This window comes from Aureimonas psammosilenae, from assembly GCF_009176975.1.
Lineage (GTDB): Bacteria > Pseudomonadota > Alphaproteobacteria > Rhizobiales > Rhizobiaceae > Plantimonas > Plantimonas psammosilenae.
The window spans coordinates 46,482-69,284 of record NZ_WEZG01000009.1 but is presented as its reverse complement, the minus strand read 5'-3'; the positions used below and the strand labels follow the sequence as shown (position 1 = coordinate 69,284).

Genomic DNA, 22,803 nt, shown 5'->3' with positions numbered 1-22,803 from the left:
GCGCCGTGGTTGCAGATTGTGTCGGTTCTGCTCAGTTGCACGGCAGCTATCTTTTATCCCGACCCTTGAAGCGGCCGGTCTGCTTTCGGCCCGCTCTCGTCATCGCCTTAAGCAGCGGCGTTTATTCAGGGAAGGCGCGTTTATCGAACTGGCCAGACAAGCATCAGCATCGGCACGCTGATGAGGACGACGATGATGGATAGCGGCAGACCGAGACGCCAGTAGTCGCCGAAGCGATACCCGCCAGGGCCCATCACCAAGGTGTTGCACTGGTGACCGATCGGGGTCAGGAAGTCGGAGCCGGCGCCAATGGCCACCGCCATCAGGAACGCGTCCGGGCGAAACTGAAGGTCCGTCGCAAAACTCGCCGCGATCGGCGCCATCACGAGCACGGTCGCGGCATTGTTCAGAAAAGGCGTCACCGCCATCGCCGCGACCAGGATCAGGCCGATCGCGCCGTAAGCCGGCAGGACGCTGGCGATCTGCGACAGGCCATGGGCCACCACATCCGTCGCCCCGGTCTTCTGAAGGCTTTCGCTGACAGGGATCAGGGCGGCCAGCATGACGAGGATCGGCGCGTCGAGATGGTTGTAGAGTTCGCGCAAGGGCAGGGCGCGCGTAACGATCATGAGAACGGCGGCGGCGAAGAAGGCAAAGGCGACCGGAACCGCGCCGGTCGCGGTGGCCGCCATCGCAGCAAGCAGGATCAGAACGGGGATCAGTCCACGCCGGATATTGCCGAGCCGAAGATTGCGGCCGGCCAGCGGCAGGCAATCCAGTTCCGCCAGTCGCTCCGGCATCCGGGCAAGATCACCCTGGAGCACGACCACGTCGCCGAACTTGAAGCGAATGTCGGACAGGCGTTCCGAGAAGCGCCGGCCTCTGCGGCTGACGGCAAGAAGGTTCAGTCCCAGCCGATCGAAGAGTTCGATGTCGCGGGCCGAGAAGCCGACGAGCGTCGAGCCCTCGCCGATCACCGCCTCCACGGTGCCGATGCTCTCCTCGACCTTCTCGAACTCGCGCTGCCGGCGCTCCGACAGGCCGAGGCTGCCTTGCGCGATGATCTTATCGAGACCATCGGGATCGCCTTCGATCAGAAGGATGTCGCCTTCGCGAAGCACTGCGTCCGGTGCCGGGATGCGGCGACCGCCGGAGGCGTCGAGGATCGCCGTGACCATCGCCTCGCGATCAGCGAGTTCCTGGAGGGCCGAGACCGTCGAGGCGACGGCGACGGTGTCGGCCGTGACGCGCGCTTCGGAGGTGTAGTTCTTGATGCGGATGGCCTCGTCCAGCGAGGCGCCCTCGCGCTTTCGCTCCGGCAGGAGCCAGTAGAAGAAAGCCAGGAAACCAACGCCGACAAGGGCCAGCGTCGCGCCGACGGGTGTGAAGTCGAACATGGTGAAGGGTGTGCCGGTCATTTCGCCGCGCACGCGCGAAACGACGATGTTGGGCGACGTGCCGATCTGCGTCATCAGGCCGCCGAGCAGCGCTCCGAAGGACATGGGCATCAGGAACATGGAGGCCGAGACCCCGGAACGGCGCGCCATCTGAAAGGCGATCGGCATCATGATCGCCAGAGCGCCGATGTTTTTCACGCCGGCCGAAAGAACCGTGACGATGCCAACCAGAATTAGAAGCTGGGCGCGTGGCTGTGTGACGTTCGGCGCAAAGCGCTGGAGTGCATATTCCATGACGCCGGAGCGCGCGATCGCGGCGCTGACGACGAGTGCGCTCGCCACGATGATGACGATGTCGTCGGAGAAGCCGGAAAAGGCGTCGCCCGGCGCGACGATGCCGACGGCGACCGAAACAACGAGCGCGCCCGCCGCGATGAGATCATACCGATACCGTCCCCAGATGAACGCGACCATCATGGCGGCGATGACACCGAAGGCGAGAATTTGTTGGAGCGTCATTACGGTTCCCAGGAATGCGGCTCCCATGAAGGCGGAAGACCGGTAAAGGTTCAGCCTTCCAAACAACGAGGTCTCTATGCCGCAGAGGGTCGATAGCCATGGCTTGTCGTCCTTCGGGTCAAAGGCCGGACGACGAAGCCTTTCGATTTCGGCCGGTGGCCGTATCCGGCGATTCCGGAGTTGAACGACGCCGGGGCCAACCTTCGCGCTGTTGGCCGCGCATACCGTCCGTTTCCTCCGTCTGGTCATGGAAGAGCATGACCTGCGTCGGGAACGGCATGTCGATACCCGCTCGGTCCAGTTCCTGTTTGACCGCCTGCAGCACGGCGGCTTGCACATGCACCACGTTCGTGCGTTTCGACTGCGTCCACCAGCGGACGCGAAGGTTCACGCTGGAATTGCCCAAATCCCAGACGAGCACTTCGGGTTTCGGATCGGCTTCGATACCTTCGACGGTGCGAAGCGCGTCCAGGATCGCGGATCGTGCCCCTTCGATGTCGTCGCCGTAGCCAATGCCGACGTCATATTGGGAGCGTCGCGTCGGACGTGCCGTATTGACGGTTACCGCGTGCGAATAAACGTCGGCATTCGGGATAATGACGCGGCGTCCGTCATACATCGCGATGATAGTTGCCCGGGTTTCTATCCATTCCACCGTACCCTCGTACCCGTTGACGACGATCTGGTCGCCGACGCCGAAGGGGCGCTGGATGAGGATCAGGAGACCCGCCAGCCAGTTCTGAAGGATATCCTTGAAAGCGAAGCCGATCGCGACGGATCCGATGCCGAGGCCGGCGATCAGGTCGCCCGGGTTCAGCGACGGAATGACGATGGTGAGCGCGAGAAGGCCGCCAACAAGGAGAATGATCCATTTCACGAACGAGCCGAGCACCGCCCCGAGATTGGACCGATCGTGCTTGTTCGCCCAAGAGCGGAAACTGCGTTCGACCGCCCAGGCGACAGCGAAAGTCAGAGCAAAAAGGACAAGGGCGACGAGGATGTTTGGTAGGAGGCGTTGAAAGCCGACTACCCAGGTCTCGATCTTCGACAGGACGAAGGCCGGATCGACACGCACCGCTTGTTCGACCGTTTGAGGTGCGGTTGCGGCGAGAGCATCGACCGTTGCTGGATCGTTAGGAGCGACAGTCATCTGTGCGTGGGCTTCGAACATGCGTAGCGGCTCGGATGGCCTTGATTATGCGTTACTGCCTATAGGCGGCATCCGAAATGGAGCCCGTGCTTCCTTGGCCACATCACTGGCCATTCGCGAGCTGTGCGCGTCACCTCAACGAGGCCTGGTGTGTCGAACGCCATGTAGGGAGGTAAGCTTTTACCGATGTACGTCAATCCACTTCGGACTGCAGCTGCCGCTAGTTATTGAACGCGCTCCTCCGTTCGGAATGCCTTTAGAGCATGATAGTCGCCGGAAGAGGCGACACCAGAACGGCAGTTTTCAGCCCCTTTTCCCTCGAAGCGGACCTTCTGCTTCCGGCCCATTGCGGCTGACGGTGAATGCTGCGAAAGGCGAGGCTGTCCTCATCGAGTGAGGTCAAGTGGGAGTTGGAAATTGTATGGAAAATTACTGGGAAGAAGAACAGCGTCATGAGGTTGAGAAGTTGTTCGAAGAAAACGGCGCAGCTCGTCAATGCACAGATCATGAAGGTTATTTGATAGATACAGGTGATCTTGATGCTCGATCGAAAGTGATTGAGGAACTTGGAAAGACCCATAGCCGAGATTACGCGGAAGAGTTAGTCCGCCGTGCTGTTGATGGACTTTATGAAGTTTGTCCTGGCTGTCATGGCGATAGAAGGTAGGATCGGGAGCAACCCAAAAAAACCATTCGAAACTCGCAGGGAAGCTGCGGGCACACAACGAGCGCGGAACGTTGCTGCGTGCGGTGGTGCGGACCTCGAGGCAGATCCCCCTATCGCTTAGATACAGTGTTCAACCAGCTGCTTTCCCTGCGGATGAGTTGAGCGTCACGAGCATATCGAAGGCGAAGCAGAAGTTGCTGCCGGCTGGCAGAAAAGCGGTGGCGTCGAAACAGCTGAGGGACAGCTGGATCAACAGTGCCGTACCGACGAAGGCGGCGGACATCCGCCTTCGTGGTCAAATCTATTCCGTCATGATCAAGCGCCCCAGCAGCAGGAGGATGAAGGGCGACACGATTGCGATGGAAAGCGCGTCATCGATCGGAATGGCGCGGACAGGGCGGTGGAGCAGAAGGGCGATCTTATCAGGTCCGCAGGGAAAATCGACAGGGCCACATTCGCCCATGACAATTATGGAAGCGCTGATGGCAATTAAGCGAAATCAGCGGAAAAAGCCCTCTTAATGCAATGCGATACGAACTCCTCGCTTACCCGTCTCGTATATAGCGCTTCACGAGGTTGACCGGCTGGTTTTGCGCAGGGTGATTGAGAGGATCAGCTACGACTGGAGGAGGTAAGACATGAAGCGAGGTCAAGTAAATGGAAGCGGCGCAGGTGGTGTTGAAGCGGCCGGCAACACAGCGGATCGTGCTGACGCTTGCAAAGACGAAGCAGCAAGTCGGCAAATGGGCATCTTCATTGGCGAACCCACGCACAAGCCCGTTTTCGGATAGTGCCCGTAGCAGTTTGTACGATTCGAGTTGGGTGGATAGGAGAAACGCAACTCCCCTTCCCCTTACCCGAAGCAGACCGGTAGCTATAGGCCCGCAGTAGGAATTAGCTCCATATTGACCGAAGTCGTTGAGGTGCGACCGACAGTCCTGCAACGGTGCAGTTGTTTGGAGCATTCTTCCGCAATGAAATATGGGCTTCCTGAATTTCCGGACGGCGCTTTTCAAAAAGCGGATAGAAGCGATGATGCGCTGTTCTATCGGGCGGCGCGTCTTGTGACACACATTGACGAAGCGGCGGTCGCAGCCCTGACGCGGTTCTATGCAGGTATGTTGCCGGAACAGGGAGCGGTTCTTGACCTTATGTCGAGCTGGGTCAGCCACCTGCCTGACGACCTTGCACTTCGGGACGTCATCGGCCACGGCATGAACGGCGAGGAACTAGCCGTCAATCCTCGCCTCAACCGCTGGTTCGTCCAGGACCTGAATCGGGAGCCCGTCCTACCGCTTACCGATGAAAGCATCGACGCCGTCCTATGCTGCGTCGGCGTGCAGTATCTCGAACAGCCCATCACCGTGTTTCGCGACGTGCGGCGTCTCCTTCGTCCTGGCGGCATTGTCATCATTAGCTTTTCGAACCGCTGTTTTCCGACGAAGGCGGTCGCGGTCTGGCAAGCGCTCGATGCGAATGGTCAAGCTGCGCTTGTGCGGCTTTATCTGGAGCGGGCTGGCTTCGCCGCAGTCGAAATGAACGTGTTGTCTGACGGCCGAAATGGCGATCCGCTAGTAACCGTCGTCGGGCGACGGTAGGCCAGGCTTTCCACAGCCCCGCTGTGAAGCCGCGAGCAGCTGATGCGATGTCCTGAGCTAGACACCGGCCCTGCACTGTTAGGCTAGGACTGGCTGCAACGAAACGCGTGGAGAGACGATGCGAGTCGATGTGCGAACTTCGACGCTGTGCTCCTTTGCAGCCCGTTGGCTGAGGTATTGGATGGAGTCTTCGCGTTTGGCGAAGATCTGCTCATCCGTTTCGAGAGCGTAGCGCGCCTGCCAACTGCCATCGGGCCGTCGATCGATACTGGCTAGAAGGTGGTCGCCGAAGGCGCCCATACCCTCCCAAAGGCGGAGCTTGCGCCGCGAGGTCTGCTTCCAAGTGGCGAAGGATGGACGAAGGGTCGGCAAGCTCATCAAGCGCCCTCCCCACCATCAGTTTCAGATAACGCCGAAGCCGGAGCCCCCAATAGATAGTCAGCAGCACGCGATGCCTGCGCGGCAGCCGTGATCAAGGCGCAGGGATCGGTTTGAACGAGCGGCAACCAGCCAGCTATGTAGGCTGCGTGATTTGGATGCGGTGTCGTCGCAAGTTGAAGACTGGCGAGGACGAAGGCGCTGCCGAGTTCAGCGACCAGTTCTTCGGCAGCATAGGCTCGCGAACCGAAGCGGGTGGACAGATCGCGCGCCAGTCGGTGCGGAGCGCCGGACCAATGGCAGAGTTCGTGGGCAAGTGTGGCGGCGTAGCCGCCGGGAGAATGAAACCGCTCACGCGGCGGCAGCCGAATGAGATCGGAATTGGGCACATAGGCGGCACGGTCGCCACCAACTTCGATTTCCGCACCAGTCGCCGCGACGAAAGCGGCGAAGCGCGGCATCGGATCGAATGCAGCGGCTGTGTCTAGCGCAATGTCAGGTTCCTCGAATCCATCGACTTGCGCCTGGTTGAATACGAAGGATGTGCGGGCGACACGGGGCGACACGGCCCGGTCGGTGGCGGACTCGGCATCGCCACGTGCTTGTTGACGCGAAGGGAGTTGGCGAGGCGCACCCGATGAAGCGTCGGATTCATAAGTGAGTTCGCGGTAGAACAAGACAGGTGTGCCGGCCTCGCCGCGACGAACCTGAGCGCCAAGGGCGGTCCATTGGCGATAGGTCGCCCAGCGATCGGAGCCGAAGCCGGCGGCGCGGGCAGCGCACCAGAGGGCAAGGATGTTGATGCCGCGATAGGGACGCTGGGTATTAGCGTTGGTGGGCAGGCCGGTGCTGCCACTCCGATGCCAGGGACAGACGAAGGCAGCGGGATCGGCGGTCTGCAGCTGTTTTGAAATCGTCGCGGTGACGGCGGCGTAGACGTTGGCGGGCATAGCGGCGAGGCTCCTTGCGACCGGCCAGGAGCGGCGGCGATCGTGGATCCTGCTTCAGCGATTGGTTGGAGAAGTTGCGGGATGCAATCAGCGTGGAGGCGGATCGCGCTGCCTTCGACGGGGACGTGGCATCATCGAGACGATGGTGTCGCGTCTGACGGCTTCTCGGTCAGAGCGGGAAATAGCGAAGGGTCCGACAGCGTCTGGTGAGGCCGATCAGCAGGGGGAGCGGGAGGGAGGAAGTGAAGCTTCAGATCGATGAGGTGGTAGCCGGCCTTCCACTCGGCGGCACTCCCCCTGAAAGGCATCTCCCAGTCGCTTGAATAAAGCGCGCAAACCAGCCGTTCGAAAGCTGCATGAAGCCTGGAAGGGGGAGCGTTTATAGGTCGGGGTGGCATCACTCATGCTGGGTTACGAAGAAGGTCGCGCTGTGTAAGCTAGGCGTAGCTCGGAATGGCAGCACCAAGCCTGCTGCAACATTTGGATCGCAGGCTGCCGTTTCGCGATACATCGTGAGGTCCGCCGCTGATGTAAGATTGACGATTATTATGCCGATTGGCGTTGCTAACCCGGCATCACGAAGTTCAATGCTCTTGATCGTCAACCAACACGCGATCCGAACGGGCCGCAACGCGCTCGCGATGAATGACGTAGAGGCCGGACGCCACGATTATTGCAATTCCAGTCCAGGTCATGCCGACAGGAAAATCGCCGAAGAACAGGAACCCGAACAGCGTCGAAGTGACGATCTCGAGGTAATTCAGCGGTGCGAGCGTTGAGGACGGCGCAAAGGACAGAGCGTAGGTCATGGCGAGATGGCTGACCGTCGCCGCGACCCCAACGCCGAGGCAGGACAGCCAGACCACGCCTTCCGGAACCATGAACGCGATCGGCTGAATGTCCGCCACGGTGCCGAAGGCGAGAAGCGGCAGACAAAAGGCACTGGCGGCGAGCGCCGTATGGAATTGCATTGTAACCGGGTGCTGCGCGCGGCTGAGGTGGCGCGTCACCAGCATATAGAACGCGAAGCAGCAGGCACTGCCGACTGAGTAGAGCGCAGTAGCGCCAAAGCGACTGAACGACGGCTGGATCACCAGCACGGTGCCGACGAAGCCGACGAGTGCAGCGGCGAGCCGGCGCGGCCCCACCTGCTCGTGAAGGATGAAGCGCGCCATCAACAAAAGGATGAAGGGCGACACGAAGGCGATGGACAGCGCGTCCGCGATCGGCATCACACGTACAGCAGCGATGAAGCAGAAAGTCGAACCGATGGCAGCGAGCGCTCGGAGAATAGTCATTTTGACTATCCGAACGCTGGTTCTAGTGGGTATTCGCATGGCGATGACGACGAGAGCCATCAGCGCGGCTTGCACGACGAAGCGAGCTAGCGTCACCGTGCCGACGGAAACCGTTTGCACAGCTAGTTTCGAGGCGACATCGATAAGTGGAGCAAGTACGCAGAATGCGAGCATCAAGCCGATACCGCGCAGCGCTCGATCGGCCGAAGAAATGAGGACAGGCGGAAGGGCAGCAGTTCGGCTCATCCCTGTCGGCTAAACATTCCTTGCTACGGCGTCCAGCGATGAAAAACGGGAAAGCGGCCGCTAAGGCAAAAACCCGCCTTGCCTTAAAATATTAATGGCCTATATGCTTGGATTAGGGAAGGCGCGACGCCAAGCATACCAGCTTCTGTTGAGGCGGTTTATCGCAAAAAAATAAATTTATTTTCAAAATTCGTGCGATTTAGAGCCGAAATTCTCTATATATGAGGGCAGAGGCAATAGTCCCGCCCACGAAGGTCGGAAACGGCACTCTGCGCATAATCGCGGAGATTCTTTTATGACGCGCATTGCCAAATCTACTGCATCCCCATCTCCTGACACGTCGCTCTTGAGTTCGGCTAAGGATGCTGAGAACGTGACCACTAATGCTTCGGCTAGTGTTCCGCTCAAGAAGGACGTTCCGTCGTCGTTTCTCTTCAATTTGACTTTGAAGGAGATTGCTGCGCTCACGTCTCCGGTTGAGCGCGCCCGAGCCTTGACGTGGTGCGATTTTGATCGCGACAACTATTTCGTCCGCGAAGTGATCCGATCGGTTAACGTGCCGGAAGCGGGTTCTGAGGGAGCGGCTCTGCAGCTTCTGTTGCATCCGGTTCCGAAGCCGGCGCTTCGTCCCAAGAAGGCTGCTGGGAAGCGCCTCAAGAACTGGATGGAGGTTCCTGTTGGCGGAATCCCTGTCATCGTGCCTTTCACGAAGCAGCTTCCGACGACGTTGGATAGCGAGTCGGTGGAAATGGCCATGCCGCTTGGGAGCGTCGAGGGCTCGAGCGAAAAGGCGTAGCGAGCGACACTTTCGATAGATTGCAGGACAGGGGCTAGCTGAATGGCGCCAGCCCCTGCTCTGCCTTCGGAAACAGGCGGCAAGAACCGCGCCTTAGTTCTCACCTCAAGTTCGTTGGGAATGCTTGAAAACTGCGCTTCTTCCGAAGGTACCAGAGCAAAGGCGCATAACGCCCTGATACCGAAACGATACCAGCAAGGAGCGGCTGATGTTGGACGTGAACCCCATCCCAACATCACAAAAAGGAAATGCTACGACGTCTGATCAGCTGGAAACGAATGATCCCGATTCCGACGATCACATCGCTTCGATCTCGAATGCTGAAGAGCGTGCCTGCTTGCGGCGTGAGGCTCGACTTCGGGAATAAGACGAAGGAGGAACGATTGCTTACTCCCCTTCCGTCGATACAGGACCGCAGGCGTCACTGAACCGAGCAATCATGGGACCTACTCTGGACGAGTATAGCATTCTACGCAGCACCATCGCTGCCTTCGTCAGGTGCGTTGAGAGGCTGATATGAAGCGCATACAGTCGTGTTGATACGGTCATCCGGATCGATGTATCCTGACCGTCATCGCTGGCAAACATGAACAGTAATGAAGCAACCTCTCCTCTGCCGAACAGAGCCGAAGGTTTGTCTGGGCGTCGAAGCAAGGATACGACTGAGGATCTCCAACCGAACAAATCTAGTCGTTGAAGACCAAAGCATCACAGCAGGGTCAATATCGACTGTGGTCGATATAAGGACGCCGAACACAATTGTGCCCGGCGACCAATATTCTGTATGCTTTATCCAGCTCCTAAAGCAGGAACCTCTTGATGGGCGACAGTTCGTTAGGTTGCAGCCCTTCCCAGTTGGGATTGTTGCACGCGGTAAGCGCGAGCAAAACCGCCTCAGCTCGCTGCTCGTTCGGATGATCCTCTTCGACAAAGGGAGGAATGATATGCTGAAGATGTTCGACAGATGACCTAACGCCGTAGGCTTCATCAACGTGATGGCGCCAGATCGAATTGTGAGCGACAACAATAGGAACCTGCAGCCATTCCAGCAGATGAATAAAGCTTCCGAGGCCGGAACGAGTATTGAGCTTCGGCGTGCCTGCGACCGGATCGTAGTTGTTCGGCAGATTGATGCAGACCTTGGTGACGGCGCTGATATTCGGGATCGACTGCAAATGTCCGGTCAACAGTCCACCCTCCCCGAGAAGCCGAAGCTTCTTCAGCGAAGGGATCGTTTGACTGCAAAGGGGGAGACCATTCCAGGTAGTGATCGCGAATGCACCGGGTGGCTCGGTGACAATGGCGATCGTAAAATGTTCGGGAGTGGCGAAGTCCGTATCGTCGTCAGCCGATTCAGTAATTCCAAATTGATCGGGCATCAGATTTCTCCGAGATAAACTATGCGTTCGCCCTGCCGATGTTCCGGCGGGCAACGCTATATCGTCGTCGTACTGCGGAATGCTTCTTTCTAAGAAGCTCTGATGGTATAGCGATGCGGTGATGTAGTTTTTTTAGCTCACCTCATTGGAAGAAGTTCGGACGCACGACTGGCACCGGACTGCAAACCAGAAAAGTAGTCGGCAGGACGACGCCTACGGCTGTTTCGGCTTAGATCCCTTCAGATACTGCTGCTTGGCAGACCTCTGCGACTGCCGGTCCTTCGTCAGTCTACTTCAGAACAAACGCGATCTATGCTTCGGTAAATTTGGATTTCTGCATAAAATCCTCCTAATCCCGATCTCGGAGTCGCAAGTGGAAAATTTCAACTAAAACTGTCTGAACTTTCGGAAGCAGGTCACAGACCGACAAGCGGCACGGGTGTTCTTGGAGCATCTGCTGAAAGCCGTAACCTACCGGGTGCATACGATCCTGACCGACAGTAGCCTCCAGTTCCCCGACCTACCGCGCAACCGCGGCACTGCCTGGTCGCCGCAGCTGCGGCGCGAGATAATCTGCGAGGCAAATGGCATCGCGCACCGCATTACCAATGCCGAACCATCCTTGGACCGATGATTATGTCGAGCGGATGAACTGCAACATCGAGACAGCTACCGTCAAACGCTTCTACCACGAAAGGTATGATCGGCTACGAACGCACCTCACTGATTTCATGGCGGCCTACAACACAAGCCGCCGGCTCCAAACTCGCGGTGTCCTGACGCCCTACGATTACATCGCCAAGATTTGGACCTCGAAGCCAGACCGGTTCATCGTCAATCCGATCCACCAGATGCTGGGATGGAACACCCGAAACAAGTGCCTGGAGAGTTAATTCCTTTTGAGCGGGAGGGCGTCAGTTGACGAGGAAGCCGCCATCCACCGGCATGTCGATACCGTTGATCATCGCGGCTTCGTCGGACAGCAGGAAAGCGATGGCACCCGCCACTTCGATCGGCTCGACGAAACGGCCCATTGGCACGCGCCGCAGCATTGGCTCGGACTTCTCGGGATCGCTCCACGCCTTCACCGCCATCGGCGTCAGCGTGATCACGGGGTGAACGCCGTTAGTGCGGATGCCGTGGCGGCCCCACTCGTTCGCCATGACGCGTGTCAGCCCGTCCAGCGCGCCCTTCGAAGCACAATAGGCGGCGTGGTCGGCGAAACCGATGAAGCTGGCGATCGAGGATACGTTGACGATCGCACCGCCTCCGCCACGCGCGATGCGGTCACGAGCGTATTCTTGCGCCAGGATCAGCGGCGCTCGAACGTTCACGGCCATCACCGCATCGAAGGCCTCGACACTCGTCTCTAGCGCCGGTTGCAGCTCGGTGATGCCGGCGCAGTTGACTAGGAAGTCTACCGGCAGAGCCTGCTGGACGGCCGCGCGTGCCGCCTCAGCGTCCCCGAGGTCGACGCACAGCGTCCGGCAGGCGTGCCGGGTCGCAAGATCGTCGAGGTCGGCCGCCGAGCGGCTGAGCGCAACAACGCTCGCGCCCAGACCCGCAAGGTATTCCGCGGTCGCCCGTCCGATGCCCTTGCCTGCTCCCGTGATGAAGACGCTCCTGCCGCTCCAGTCCATCCCCGCATCCTCCTTAGACAGACTGATCGTTCCGGTCGAATAGGTAAGCGTCGGCGGCTAAGCCAACGCTGAACGCTTTGCCCATGCCTAACATGCGCCGCCCCGTGGCCTGCTTCCATTAGGTGACCCGGTTCAAATCTAATGCATTTCAGGCTTGGCAGCCACGGTTGATGTGGCCGGCGGAGCGAGTTGGGGTGGCGCAGCCGGCCACAGCATGATGGCTGGCGCCGGCGGCTTGTAGCCGAACGAGGAGTGCGGTCGGCGTGTGTTGTTGTGCTGACGCCAGCTTTCGATGACGATCTCGGCCTCGGCGACTCAACATGTGTACCTCCCATGATGAGTGACCTCCGCATAAGCTGGGCATCAACCGTTTTGGTTTCATCTGACAACCATCAGCGTCAGACAAGTAAGGTCAACGACGGCAGGTTCTGCGGTGAGCTCATCAGTTCTAGAACGGCCGAGAAGAGCGCATTGCAGAACTATGCATCCTTTGGACGAGGTACGTGAACCTGGGCACGTTGATTCCCGCAGCGTTCACCCACGGAACCCCATGAAACGCTGATCATGTCAACTTCTACATGTGTCGATGTTGATTTATAAGCTTTTCAACTGAGTGTCAGCGCTTTGCCAAGAACCGATGAAAGAGGCTTGTGTTATCCAACGTACCATGCGCGCAGGATACGAAGCACTGACTGAAGACCTTGAGCGAGCCCGCGTGGCTTGGCTCTATTTTATCGGTGGACTCACCCAGCAGGAGATAGCCTCGCGCCTCCATCTCACGCGGCTGCGGGTTAACAAGATCATCGGCCAAGTCCAGGCCGAGGGTCAGGTGCAGGTCGATGTCCGGCTGCCGATGATCGATTGTATCGCACTCGCCGCCAGCGTAGGGGAGCGCTACGGCCTCATCGACGTCGTGGTGGTGCCGGACCTCGACGACTACATCGAGCAGAAGCGCGTTATCGGCGAGGCGGCCGGCGTTATGACCGCGGCGCTGATCGAGGGGCAGGATTTTGGAATCGGGATCGCGAGCGGGCGCACTTTGAGCTTCGCGGCCCGGACGATTCCAACTAGGCCCCACCCTAGATCTTGGGTGGTTGGCCTTACCGGAGGCGTCACGCGATCCTCCGGAACCAACACGTTCGAGGTCGCCACGAGTTTCGCACGCCGTCTCAGCGTCGAATGCCACTATCTCACAGCCCCGATCTACTGCGCCACGGCAGAAAGCCGCGAGGCACTGCTTCTGAACGACGAACTGACGGACGTACTGGCCCGCACCGAGATCGCTGACTTCGCCATGACTTCCTGCGGATCTCTCGCTGAAGACACGACGCTGACCCACATCCGTGTCGTGAAGGACCATCTCGACGACATCCTGCGGCTCGGGGCCGTCGGAGAGCTGATGGGATGCTTCCTCGACATGGAGGGCCGTCCGATCGACCACTTCCTCAACGAGGCGGTGATCGCGTTGAGCCCGGAAAAGCTTAAGCTTAAGCCGTATTCGGTGTTGGTGTCGGGTGGAACAGACAAGATCCAGATCATCCGCGCCATCCTGCGAGGCGGTTACATCAATCGCCTAGTCACCAACGAGAGCGTAGCACGGGCCCTTCTAGCGGGCCCGCGCTGAGCGTTTTACAAACGTTTGCGGTCGTCATAGTCACCAGTGATCAAGCGGCTTGAACACCCTCTTCCGTCTCCTGCATGGCGGCTGCCATGGCGCGCAGGATCACGAAAGTCGAGGCTGCGCCCGGATCTATATGGCCTTTCGAGCGAACACCGAGCTTGGCGGAGCGCCCTCGTCGCGATTCGAGATTGGCAGTGGCCTTCATGCCGGCTTCGGCCCCGTCGCGTGCTGCCCGCAGTACGGCCAGCTCCGAGCCGCCAGAAACGGCGCTTTCGCGCGCCGCGGCCACAGCTGGCACCCATGCGTCGATCATCGTCTTATCGCCGGGCTCGGCGCGGCCACGATCCTGAATGCCTTGAAGAGCGGCGGCGAGCCAGGTCGCGATGCCCGTTCCATCGAGGTTCAGCCGGTCGCCCACCGCCGCGCCCGCCCGCAGGAAGGCGGTGGCGTAGAGAGGACCCGAGGAGGCGCCGACGGCATCAAGGAACGCCTTGGCCATGCGCTTGCAGATCGCCTCGATCGTGTCGTCCTCGCCATCGCCCGCGAGCGCAGCATGCACCGCCTTCCAGCCGATCTCCATGGTGATGCCATGGTCGCCATCGCCGATCACGCCGTCGAGTTCGGACAGCCAGTCTTTTTGCGCAATGATGTCGTCGCCCACTCGACGCATCATTTCGCGAAAGATCGCCGGCGTCACCTTACCTTCGCGCCGAAGGCTGCGAGGACCGGCGCCGTTTGCAGCAGATGCGACAGGGGTATGCTTTCGGGCGGACTGCGCGCTGCGCACGGACGCGGTCGAACCGGTCGGCGCCGAGCCGACCGTCAGGGCAACCGTCCGGCAGGGGTGGTCGAGAAGGGTGGTCAGTTCGTCGTCGAGCAGCAGGAGGGTGATCGAGGCCCCCGCCATTTCGAGCGAGGTTGCATATTCGCCCACCCAGGACCGATGGATCGAGACGCCACGCGCATCCAAGATCTGTTTGACGCGATTGAAGATGATGTAGAGTTCGACATAGGAGGTCGAGCCGAGCCCGTTGACAAGAACCGCCACGTGCGAGCCCTCGCCCGGACTCATTTCGGCGAGGATCGTATCCATCAGTTCGTCGGTCACGTCGTCGGCTGAGGCAAGCGTCTGGCGACGCACTCCCGGCTCGCCGTGCAGACCCATGCCGATTTCCATCTCGTCGTCGCCGATCTCGAAGTTCAGCTTGCCGGTCTGCGGCAGCGAGCAGGCGCCGAGCGCGACCCCCATCGAGAGAGTGGCGTCGTTGGCCTTGCGTGCCAACGCCTCGACCCGCGCCATCGGCTCGCCTCGGTCGGCGGCCGCGCCCGCGATCTTGAAGACGAAGAAGTCGCCCGCGATGCCGCGCCGCTCGGCGCGTTTGTCGAACGGAGCAGAAGCGACGTCGTCGGCCACCGCCACCTGACGCACCGGTACGCCCGAGGCCTCCAGTTCCTCCGCAGCCATAGTGAAGTTCAGGACGTCACCCGTGTAGTTGCCGTAGAGAAGCACCACACCAGCCCCGCCGTCGGCCGCCCGGGCGGCGTCGAGAATATGCTCGGGCGACGGTGAGGCGAAGATGTTACCGACCGCCGCCGCATCTGCGAGGCCGCGCCCCACATAGCCGGCGAAGGCGGGCTCATGACCCGACCCGCCGCCAACCACGATGCCGACCTTACCGTCGCGTGGGCCGTCCACCGCGACAACGGCGCGGCGCGTCCCCCCTTCGATGCGCAGGAGATCGCTGTGGGCTGCGGCCATTCCCCCAATCATCTCGTCGATGATCGTTTCGGCAGCGTTGATGAGTTTCTTGGTCTTCGTCACGAAACGGTCCTTCGAGAGGGTCAGGCCGCGTCGCGGCGGAAATAGCGGCGGGAAAGGGCGTCGAAAGAGATCGCGAGAACGACGATCGCGCCGGACACGACGCCCTGCCAGTACGGAGAGACACCGAAGAGGACGATGATGTTCTCGATGATGGCGATGATGCAGGCACCGAAGATCGCACCGAGCGGCGAGCCGACGCCGCCCGTCGTTGCCACCCCGCCGATTACCGCCGCAGCGATCGGCGCCAGAACCCAGGTCTGGCCTATGGAAGGCTGTGCGGTGCCGAGACGCGCTACCATCAGGAGGCCCGCCAGCGCCGAAAGAAGTCCGGCCAGCGTAAACACCAGGAGGCGGATCCGACCGACGCGGATGCCAAGCATGCGTGCCGCAGCAGGATTATTGCCGATCGCATACATGTAGCGCCCCATCGGCGTCTTCACCGTAAGGAACAGCGCAAGCAGAAGCACCACCAGCATAATCACGAAGGGAACGGGGAGCGTCAGCCAGTCACCGCGTCCGAGGAACTGAATGTTGGCCGGAATGCCGGTAATGGCGACACCCTTTGTGAGCACCAGGATTGCGCCGCCGTAGATGCCGGCCGTGCCGATCGTCAGCACAAGGGAGTGAAGTCCAAGGCGGGTCACGAGAAGGCCGTTGAGGAAGCCTAGCGCCATGCCGAGAAGAAGCGCCATCGGCAGGGCGGCCACAGGCGGCAGCCCTGCCTTCACCATCAGCATACCGGATACGACTCCACACAGTCCCCCGATTACGCCTAGCGATAGGTCGAGCTCGCCCAAGATCATCAAGGAGGACTGCGCGATCGTGATGAGCCCGACGAAGGCGAGCCCGCGCGCGATCACCGACATGTTGTAGCCCGATAGGAAGTAGGGCGAGACCAGCGCGGAGATCACGAAGATCGCGAATAGCGCGACGAAGACGCCGGCCAGCGGATTGCGGATCAGCAGCGAAAGCGGGCCAGCCGGTTTGGCCCCCGCATCTTTGGCCGTTGCAGCTTCAGTTGACATGGCGAGCCTCCAAGGGCGTCTGTCCGTGCGTTGCGGAGCCGGTCGCGAAGATCGCGCCAACGAGGGTTTCGGTATCGGTCGTTGCCGCATCGAAATCGCCTGTGACGCGGCCGGAATGCATGGTGACGATGCGGCTCGCGCATCGGCGCAACTCGTTCATCTCCGAGGAGATCAGGATAATTCCGACGCCCTCTTCGGCGAGCGTCTTCATGATCCGATAGATCTCCGCCTTGGTGCGGATATCGATGCCCTTCGTGGGCTCATCGAAGATCAGGATGCGGGGCGTCGTCGCCATAGCGCGTCCAATGATCGCCTTCTGCTGGTTGCCGCCGGACAGCTGCGAGATGCGCTTGCCCATGCCGGCGGTGCGAATGCCGTAGTCGTCGATGATGCGCTCGACGAGACCGCGCTCCTTGGCAAAATCGATGCCAACGGGGCCGGAGGTCAGCGACAGGACGGAGATGCCGATGTTATCGCGCAAGGAAAGAAGCGGGAAGATGCCGTGGTGCTTGCGCTCCTCCGAGAGGTATAGCATCCCACCGGCGACGGAGGCGGCTGTGTCGCCCAACCGCCAGGCTCTGCCTTCAACGCGCACCGATCCCGAACGTGCCTTCCGGAAGCCGAAGACGGTCTGCATCAGTTCGGAGCGGCCGGCGCCTACGAGGCCGGCAAAACCAAGGATCTCGCCGCGCCGCAGAGTGAACGAGACGTCCTCGAACATCTGCCCCGACAGGTGCGAAACGTCCATGATCGGCTCGCCGATGGGGCAGTCGGGACGGAAATGGTCGTCCATGGCGATCTCACGCCCCGACATGGCGCGGATCAGACGCGGTTCATCGATATCGGCAATGCGGCCCGCCTCTACCTTTTCGCCGTTGCGAAGGACGGTGTAGTCGTCGCCGATGGCGAAGACCTCTTCCATTTTGTGCGAGATGAAGACGATCGCGTGGTCGCGGTCTAGGAAGCCTCGGATCACCTTAAAGACGCGTTCCACCTCCCGCGCGGTGAGTGCGGATGTCGGCTCGTCCAGTATCAAGACCTTCATCTGCGCGTTGGTCGAAGCACGCGCGATCTGGAGAAGCTGCTGATCGGGCACGGAGATATGCCGCACGAGGTCGCCCGGCCGCGCCTCGATGCCGAAGCGATCGAGATAGGTCTGTGCCTCGGCCCGCATGCGGCGCTTGTTGACCAACCCGCCGTGCCCCGTGCGATCGAAAGGCATGAAGAGGTTTTCCGCGACGCTGATGTCGGGAAACAGCGACAGCTCCTGCGGGACGTACGCGATTTTACGGAACAGTTCGCCGTGTTCGAGCGGATCCTTGCCGTCGATCGCAACCGAACCCGCCGTTGCCCGGTCCGACCCCGTCAGGATCTTGACCAACGTCGACTTGCCGGCTCCATTCTCACCGGCCAGGATATGGCAGCGTCCGAGCTCGATCGACAGGTCGACGCCCGACAGCGCCTTGACGCCCGGAAACTCGCGCGTGAGTCCGCGCGTCTCAAGATAGGCCATGGTTTCTCCCCTTCGACGCCGGCTCCCGACCGGCGAAGCGGGACGCGGGACGGACGGTATCGCCTCCCCGCGCCCTTGATCGATCAGCCGCCTACGTTGTCCTTGGTCAGGAAGGCGCTGCCGGTATCAATGTAGTCCGGTACAGGCGCACCGGTGACCTGGGCCCAGAGCAGCATGACGGACCAGTAGCCCTGCATTTCCGGCAGCGAAGCGGAGGAACTGTCGGCAACGCCCGAGCGGATCAGATCCAGCATCTCGGTCAGGTTGTCGAGGCCGACTAGCTTGACCTGGTCCTGCTTGTTGGCTTCCACGATGGCTTGGCCAATGCCGATCGGTCCCGCCGCGTCGGAAGCGACCCAGCCCTTGAGGTTCGGATTGGCCTGCATGATCGCGGCGGCCTGCTGCTGGGCGGTCTCGATGCTGTCGTTGTCGATGCCCTCGGCCACGACCTTGATCCCTGGATGTTCGGCGAAGACGTCGCGGTGGCACTGGGCGCGGATCGAATGGTTGGGGGCAGTGGGCACGCCCATCATGATGGCGACCTCGCCCTTGCCACCGAGAATCTCGACAAGGCGGCGCGAAGCGATCTTGGCCTGCTCGCAGAAGTCCATGCCGATCGTCGGAATCTTCATGCCCTCGGGCGCGACGGAGTCGAAGATCGCCAGCGGAATGTCCTGTCCCTGCGCCGCCTCAAGCGAAGCGCGGTTGCCAGCTGGGTCAAGAAGGTCGATCGCGATGCCGTCCGGACGGGTGGAAATCGCGCTTTCCACGATCTGGACCTGCTGAACGACGTCGGCAGTCTGGGGCGCGGAATAAACGATCTCGACATCAGCGCCGGTCTGGGCCTTCAACGCGGCCGCCGCCATCTGCGCGCCCTCGTTCACCTTATCGAACCATGGGTGGACCACCTTCGGCACGATCAGGAAGCGGTAGCTGTCCTTTTTGGCGGTGCCCGGCGCGTCCTGAGCTCCGGCTGCCAGCGGCAGCATGAGCGCAGCAGCGCCGGCCAATGCGAGCGCGAGTTTCTTCATCGATTGCCTCCCGTTCCTCAGCGCGTTAACGCGCCCTCCGCTCCCGATTCCGCATCCCACGGCTTCGAGGTGGCGCTGACGCTACATTTGTAAATTCTGTTTTACAACAGTTTGAATGCAGAGCGTCCGGCGAGATTGCTCGAATCAATCAGCCTAAAGCAAAGGTTACAGATGACAGGCTTGAGCCGTGGCTCTGCGCGTTGAACGGATTCGCTAGGCATCGCAACGGGCCAACTGAGTATCCGATTGCCGCTACCGCCATTCAGACAGTCAAGAGATCTAAATGGGCACGAACCCACTGTTTGAAGGCCGCATGAAGCCCGAAAAGGAGCTCTTATCTGTGGAACCCCCGCCCGTGACGAGTTGCGAAGATGATCGTGCTATCCGTGCCACTAGGCCTTTGAAATGGCAGGGACAAATCTGCTGAATCTTTTGGATCGCTGATGGTCCCCCTCAGTACATCGCAGCATCCCCTGCGGATGTGAGATCGACTGTTATCTCAGCTGTCCCACGACAATTGTGGAAGCGCTGAAGGCAATTGAGCGAATTCGGCAGAAAAATCCGTTGCGATACAATGAGATACGAACCTTTTGCTTACCCGCAGATCTAATTGATAGCGCTCCAGGAAAGGGGCCGTTCCGCCGAACTTGAACTACCGATCTTTGGCTAAAAAATGGACCGGCCGGCATGATGAACGCCGGCCTAGCGCCAAGTGTTTTGTCAGGCGAACTGAGGATCTTTACCGGCCGGAGCCACATCTGCAGTAGCGTTCAGCGCGCAAGCGTCATCGCTATCGAACACGCTTAGCTCGTGTAATTCGAGCTGACCATGAACGAGCCAGAAATCGCAGTAGCGCCGATGAAGGGCACGGGCGAGTTCGGGCGCACCGACCGCAGCCATCGCCTCGATCAGCCTTTCCAACGTGATGGTGCGGAACGGCAGCGGGCCGGCGTCGGGATCCCTCAAATGATCTTTGAAGGCAGCGCCTGCGTTCAGAGCGAGTTGATTCCCGCCGGGTGCAACGAGAAGATGGAAGCCCGTATCGAATATTTCGTTCTGCAACATCGACGCCGCCAAACAGCTTTGACGAAATAACTGCTGAACGGGATTGGCATACAGTTGCGGATCGGAGGGATCCAGAAATAGATTCGATGTACGCGCTATTTCATCGAACCGCTTCCTGCCGGTAAAACGCGGAAGCGATTCTCTTGCGGTCTCTGTATACTTGACTTCTACAGCAATGAATGCCCTTCTACCGGCAGATGTACGACCCAGAACTAGAATGTCGAAAGCGGTTCCATCGCCAGAAAAGGCGGCATGACCGCGCGCGGGGCTGCTTTCGAACCTTACATCCAAAACCTCGTCGATGAACCCGGGGAGCAGTTCAGCGAAGACGGCTGTGGCAAGCGATAGGTCGAGTTTGAGAGATCCAAACAGATTGAAGCAAAGCGGCTGAGAAGAAAGTAGGTTAGTGAAGAGACGGCCGCGTTCAATTACCGCCCCGACTTCAGAATACACCAATTCTCGTGCAACCAGACGGGCGATCCTGCTATTGAGAAAGTTGCCGCCGGCCCGGCCGTCCGCGGCATTGATGCGGGATCCGAGCTTACGATGACGGCCGTTGCCGTCTCGGTACGAACACGCAGCCATGCCTCTATCAGTCCTCCATAGGCTTTGTAGCATTCGGGCAGTGGCTTTGAATCGATCGTCGGTAGCGACGAAGCAGTGATGCTTCTTCAGAATGGTTTCGGGCACGAGCGGAATGGCAGGCAAAGAGGCGAGGTTTGCAGGATCGAGAATTGAGCGGACGAGGTCCTCACCGGGCCTCTGCCGTTCCGCACCATCACGTTGGAAAGGCTGATCGAGGCGATGGCTGCGGTCGGTGCGCCCGAACTCGCCCGTGCCCTTCATCGGCGCTACTGCGATTTCTGGCTCGTTCATGGATTGGAGATTGGAAGCATTGGCGATGGCCATGAAGGAAACTCCGTTTCGAAAACCCCGGATTTCGTGGGATCTCAACGGATTCATGGAAGCGAGCGAGAAGTTGCGAGAAGGATCCGAAAACGCGAATTACGAGTGCTTAGGCTTTGTGAAGTGATCCGCCCTGTCGCGTCGAGGGAAGCAATCGACAACAGGCGGAGAAGCGGACTCGGGAAGAAAGGGAGTGGGAATAGGAAGCAGCATGCCTCAGAACGGCAGGGAGGGAGAGAAAGGCGTTAGGGGGCTGCCTCGGTTGCCAGGCATCGGAGGGGGAAAGGCAGGGGTCCAGGGGAGGCAGGGGCAGAGGGGGCCGTCGGAAGAACGAGGGGGGGTCTGCTATGTAGTCCGTTGTGCAGCCTCTCAACATTGGCGCATTGCCAGAACCCATACCGTTTCGGGTCTGCTGGCAAATGGCAACGCCTCCAGCGTGAAGGGGTGATCACGCGAGTGTCGAAAACTTCGGCTCGATGGGTGCGGCGCCGTCGCAGTACAAACGCTCAGGGTTGTCCCGCGAAGTGTTAAACACGTGATCATCCACCATTATAGGGCCTTTCGATCTTCGAGGAGCCCACAATGATGGAGATTGGACATGCATCACAGCCCTTACAACGATCACAGCTTTTACAGCGATCCCGGAATGCGGCTCTGCAGCTCGCAGAGTTGGTATCCCTATGAACCTCAGGGAAAGGTTCGTTGGCGCCCTTCTTCTCTTCGGAAGGAAGTCACCAAGCTGTACAACGCTCAGTCTTTCATGATGTGGCGGTATGGCCAGTGCTTCAACACGCATCTGACCATTCTCGCACGGCCGTTGGGCTATGACGACCATCGCGAGTTTGCAGCGGCCATGGCTCCCTTCAATAAGGAAATGGGGCGGTGGCTTCGTGTGTCGGGAGAAGAGCGTACACGTCGTTGGAAGAAGCGGGTCGTGACGGGACAGCCGCAGCCGCACCTTTGGATGTACGTGTTCGAAAACGGTGTTCGTCGCGGACTTCATGTCCATCAGCTTTGCACTGTACCGAAGGTTCAGAAGCAGGCCTTCGAAACGCACGTGCGCGATTGGTGGGGTCGGCAGGCGTGCTTGGACTATGATCCCTCTGCAATTTTCATCACGTTCCGGCATCAGTCGGGGCAGGACGCACTGACTCGCCATACCGAATGGGTTCGGTACATTATGAAGTCGGCCGACCGAGCCTCAGGTCTTTATGACCACGATGACAACCCGCGCACGTATGAAGAGATTTTCAAGCTGCGTCCGTATCCTACGACCCCGAACGTTTACGTCCCTCAAATGTCCGGCATCTGCCATGCACTTTCGGAGAAGGCGCAGCATACCCCGATCGCATGCGATAACGAAGAATATCGTTTCGTTTCCAAGGCGGCGTCGGGAGTGTTCGACACCCTCTTCGATGGTTCGGAACTGCAGGAATACGTCGAACGCCACAACACCGTCCGGCGTCGGCTCCTGAAGAATTTGAGCAGCTGATCGCAAACTCGAGGCGAGACGGCAGCCCTTTGCTGCCGTCTCCCGAATTATGGAAACGCACGCGTCTAATTTGTCCAACTCGGCACGAAACAGTTCGTCAACACAACTATTTCGCCACCCGGCCTGCACCTGAATTTTTGTGGTCTAATCTTTCCCGTCACCACGGGTACCGACGTACATCCCGCAGGTACCATCAAATCTCGGAGCAGGAACAATCACAAGGAAATCAACCCACAAGCTAATGTATTTATCGGCTGCGGTGTACACGGCGAGCAATCTTTCGCCTGCCCATACGTTGAACCTGCAGAGC

18 protein-coding genes and 1 pseudogene are annotated in these 22,803 nt (G+C 59.8%); 6 read left to right on the top strand and 13 right to left on the bottom strand.

The window, feature by feature from the left end; all coding sequences use genetic code 11:
• Positions 1 to 140: 140 nt before the first annotated feature.
• A complete protein-coding gene (locus tag F9929_RS15925; RefSeq protein WP_152047579.1) occupies positions 141 to 1,916 on the bottom strand; it encodes an SLC13 family permease in 1,776 nt (591 codons plus the stop codon).
• A 118-nt stretch (positions 1,917 to 2,034) separates the two neighbouring features.
• The gene (locus F9929_RS15920) at positions 2,035 to 3,066 is read right to left on the bottom strand and encodes a mechanosensitive ion channel family protein (protein ID WP_235919353.1); all 1,032 of its coding nucleotides are present in this window, start codon (positions 3,064 to 3,066) and stop codon (positions 2,035 to 2,037) included.
• Positions 3,067 to 3,487: 421 nt separating this feature from the next.
• Here F9929_RS15920 and F9929_RS15915 point away from each other — a divergent pair, with 421 nt between their 5' ends.
• Positions 3,488 to 3,733, top strand: coding sequence for a hypothetical protein (locus F9929_RS15915; RefSeq protein WP_152047577.1), 246 nt, complete (start codon positions 3,488 to 3,490; stop codon positions 3,731 to 3,733).
• A 130-nt stretch (positions 3,734 to 3,863) separates the two neighbouring features.
• On the opposite strand, the gene F9929_RS24080 is transcribed toward F9929_RS15915, so the two are convergent.
• On the bottom strand, positions 3,864 to 4,016 hold the full coding sequence (locus tag F9929_RS24080; protein WP_193227796.1) for a hypothetical protein: 153 nt from the start codon (positions 4,014 to 4,016) through the stop codon (positions 3,864 to 3,866).
• A 691-nt stretch (positions 4,017 to 4,707) separates the two neighbouring features.
• Between F9929_RS24080 and F9929_RS15910 the strand changes: the two genes are divergently transcribed.
• Positions 4,708 to 5,331 carry a methyltransferase domain-containing protein gene (locus F9929_RS15910; RefSeq protein WP_152047576.1) on the top strand — a complete coding sequence of 208 codons (624 nt, stop codon included), beginning with the start codon at positions 4,708 to 4,710 and terminating at the stop codon, positions 5,329 to 5,331.
• A 377-nt stretch (positions 5,332 to 5,708) separates the two neighbouring features.
• On the opposite strand, the gene F9929_RS15900 is transcribed toward F9929_RS15910, so the two are convergent.
• Positions 5,709 to 6,659 (bottom strand): ArdC family protein, encoded by a 951-nt coding sequence (locus F9929_RS15900; protein ID WP_152047574.1) that lies wholly within the window; start codon positions 6,657 to 6,659, stop codon positions 5,709 to 5,711.
• 584 nt (positions 6,660 to 7,243) lie between these two features.
• A complete protein-coding gene (locus tag F9929_RS15895; protein WP_210251353.1) occupies positions 7,244 to 8,203 on the bottom strand; it encodes a DMT family transporter in 960 nt (319 codons plus the stop codon).
• 295 nt (positions 8,204 to 8,498) lie between these two features.
• Between F9929_RS15895 and F9929_RS15890 the strand changes: the two genes are divergently transcribed.
• On the top strand, positions 8,499 to 8,999 hold the full coding sequence (locus F9929_RS15890) for a hypothetical protein (protein WP_152047573.1): 501 nt from the start codon (positions 8,499 to 8,501) through the stop codon (positions 8,997 to 8,999).
• 800 nt (positions 9,000 to 9,799) lie between these two features.
• Here the strand turns inward: F9929_RS15890 and F9929_RS15885 are convergent.
• A complete protein-coding gene (locus F9929_RS15885; protein ID WP_152047572.1) occupies positions 9,800 to 10,378 on the bottom strand; it encodes a hypothetical protein in 579 nt (192 codons plus the stop codon).
• Positions 10,379 to 10,962: 584 nt separating this feature from the next.
• Between F9929_RS15885 and F9929_RS15880 the strand changes: the two genes are divergently transcribed.
• Positions 10,963 to 11,271, top strand: coding sequence for a hypothetical protein (locus tag F9929_RS15880; RefSeq protein WP_152047571.1), 309 nt, complete (start codon positions 10,963 to 10,965; stop codon positions 11,269 to 11,271).
• Between the two features lie 21 nt (positions 11,272 to 11,292).
• On the opposite strand, the gene F9929_RS15875 is transcribed toward F9929_RS15880, so the two are convergent.
• Both F9929_RS15875 and F9929_RS24490 read right to left on the bottom strand, forming a co-directional pair.
• Entirely contained in the window at positions 11,293 to 12,018 is a 726-nt protein-coding gene (locus F9929_RS15875) for an SDR family oxidoreductase (RefSeq protein WP_152047570.1), read from the bottom strand.
• Positions 12,019 to 12,156: 138 nt separating this feature from the next.
• A pseudogene (locus F9929_RS24490) lies at positions 12,157 to 12,333 on the bottom strand (integrase core domain-containing protein); the annotation flags it as partial.
• A gap of 352 nt (positions 12,334 to 12,685) precedes the next feature.
• On the opposite strand from F9929_RS24490, the gene F9929_RS15865 reads away from it, so the two are divergent.
• On the top strand, positions 12,686 to 13,642 hold the full coding sequence (locus tag F9929_RS15865) for a sugar-binding transcriptional regulator (RefSeq protein WP_152047569.1): 957 nt from the start codon (positions 12,686 to 12,688) through the stop codon (positions 13,640 to 13,642).
• 40 nt (positions 13,643 to 13,682) lie between these two features.
• On the opposite strand, the gene dhaL is transcribed toward F9929_RS15865, so the two are convergent.
• From dhaL to F9929_RS15840, 5 genes are all read right to left on the bottom strand, one after another.
• Positions 13,683 to 15,461: a dihydroxyacetone kinase subunit DhaL gene (gene dhaL, locus F9929_RS15860; RefSeq protein ID WP_152047568.1), complete on the bottom strand. Its 1,779-nt coding sequence runs from the start codon at positions 15,459 to 15,461 to the stop codon at positions 13,683 to 13,685.
• Between the two features lie 20 nt (positions 15,462 to 15,481).
• Positions 15,482 to 16,486: an ABC transporter permease gene (locus tag F9929_RS15855; RefSeq protein WP_152047567.1), complete on the bottom strand. Its 1,005-nt coding sequence runs from the start codon at positions 16,484 to 16,486 to the stop codon at positions 15,482 to 15,484.
• The gene (locus tag F9929_RS15850) at positions 16,476 to 17,999 is read right to left on the bottom strand and encodes a sugar ABC transporter ATP-binding protein (RefSeq protein ID WP_152047566.1); all 1,524 of its coding nucleotides are present in this window, start codon (positions 17,997 to 17,999) and stop codon (positions 16,476 to 16,478) included. The genes F9929_RS15855 and F9929_RS15850 overlap by 11 nt, the downstream gene beginning before the upstream one ends.
• Positions 18,000 to 18,082: 83 nt before the next feature.
• On the bottom strand, positions 18,083 to 19,030 hold the full coding sequence (locus F9929_RS15845) for a substrate-binding domain-containing protein (RefSeq protein WP_152047565.1): 948 nt from the start codon (positions 19,028 to 19,030) through the stop codon (positions 18,083 to 18,085).
• A 720-nt stretch (positions 19,031 to 19,750) separates the two neighbouring features.
• Positions 19,751 to 21,004 (bottom strand): PGN_0703 family putative restriction endonuclease, encoded by a 1,254-nt coding sequence (locus F9929_RS15840; protein ID WP_152047564.1) that lies wholly within the window; start codon positions 21,002 to 21,004, stop codon positions 19,751 to 19,753.
• A gap of 595 nt (positions 21,005 to 21,599) precedes the next feature.
• Between F9929_RS15840 and F9929_RS15835 the strand changes: the two genes are divergently transcribed.
• Positions 21,600 to 22,493: a hypothetical protein gene (locus tag F9929_RS15835; RefSeq protein WP_152047563.1), complete on the top strand. Its 894-nt coding sequence runs from the start codon at positions 21,600 to 21,602 to the stop codon at positions 22,491 to 22,493.
• The last annotated feature ends 310 nt before the right edge of the window (positions 22,494 to 22,803 follow it).